Origin of the sequence: Bartonella sp. AP65SXKL (assembly GCF_042195725.1) — a bacterium.
Lineage (GTDB): Bacteria > Pseudomonadota > Alphaproteobacteria > Rhizobiales > Rhizobiaceae > Bartonella.
Genome location: NZ_JBHIOW010000066.1, coordinates 1 through 1,380, shown reverse-complemented (window position 1 = coordinate 1,380; position 1,380 = coordinate 1). Strand labels below are relative to the sequence as shown.

The following is a 1,380-nucleotide window of genomic DNA, read 5'->3' as shown; positions in this document are numbered from 1 at the left end:
TCAGAAGAAGCCAAGAAAAAAGCCGAGTCGGCAGATTCACAAGCCTATCAAGCCAAGAGCGAAGCCGAAAAAGCCAAAGAAGTAGCCGATAGAGCGAAAAGGACAGCAGAAGAAGCCAAAACAACAGCCGATACGACGAAACAAGAGCTTGGAGGTATCAAGAGTTCCCTAGCAACGGCAACAACAGCCCATACAGTAGCTTCACAGGCAAAAGCGCTAGCGGAAGAGGTAAACAATTTACTGAAACAGTCCAATTTAACGGTTCTTTCAATTTCCACCCCGTTTCTTGTAGCGACAGGCAAAGCGCAATTAACCTTGAAAAAAGGAACACGCATAACTTTGGCATTAGGCAATGATATTTTAGTTGCAAGTTATACGGTAGATACAAGAATAAGCGTTCCTTCTCTTTCGGCGGGCAAGGATTATTATGTTTATTTGGTTTCTGATGGAGGACAGTCTCATAAATTTGTTTTATCAGAAAACTCTACGTATCCAAGGGATTACACAGTGAGTAATTCGCGAAAGATAGGAGGGTTTCATACGCTCTGTGCGGATGTTGGTACGATTTCCGGTCATCCATTGTCTGGTTATAGAGCAGGGGATATTTTACCCAATTCAGTTTGGTGTCTCAATCACCGTCCGCATAGTTCACCAGAAGGTATGGTTTATGACCCCTCTACAGATCTTTGGGTTGATATTTATCTTCAGTCAGGCACCGGTGAAAATACGCGCTCGGCATATGGTGTTCCGATCACAACAGGTCGTACCTATACAGATCATGTAACGGATATGATGCGTGTCAAGAAATCCTTACTGAGTGATGTGGAATTTGCTTCAACCATGTATGGAAGTAATGACAAAACAAGTATTAAAGGTAAGACTCCCCCCTCTCCTAAGACTTCAGGAGGTCACGTTGATACAGCAAATCGTCGTATGATCTCGCATATCGGTTGTGAGGAAGGTTGCGGTTATGTTTGGCAGTTTTTAGCAGGAACGTTTCCTATGCAAATAACGAATAGGGGGCAGGCTAGGTTAGAAATGAGATGGTTATCAGGAGGAGGAGGGTGGAGTCATGGTGTAGATAGCGGATGTTTTGCACGCTCCACGGTATCTTATTCTAGAGGTAATGAACAATTATGTGCGCGTGGTTGTAGCCATTCCCGTGATTTGTGAGGAGGGGTAGATGATAGATTATCCAGAACATTTAAATAGCAAGCAAGATTATCTGAACATGCTTTCTTTTGACAAAGTTGAAACGGTAAGAAGGCTAGAGATGCTTTTAGCAACACGTTTTTATTGGGTCTTTGTTAAAGAGCTTGGAGAGGGAGAAGAGGGGATTGAAGATGACACGCATAAGGTTTGTCTAACAACAACCATGCC

General features: G+C 43.3%; 1 protein-coding gene and 1 pseudogene. Both read left to right on the top strand.

The annotated features are described in order from the left end of the window. Positions 1 to 1,173: phage major tropism determinant (locus tag ACFIMP_RS09700; protein WP_524535895.1), on the top strand; the 1,173-nt coding region annotated here is incomplete at its 5' end. Between the two features lie 10 nt (positions 1,174 to 1,183). Continuing rightward, a pseudogene (locus ACFIMP_RS09695) lies at positions 1,184 to 1,380 on the top strand (hypothetical protein); the annotation flags it as partial.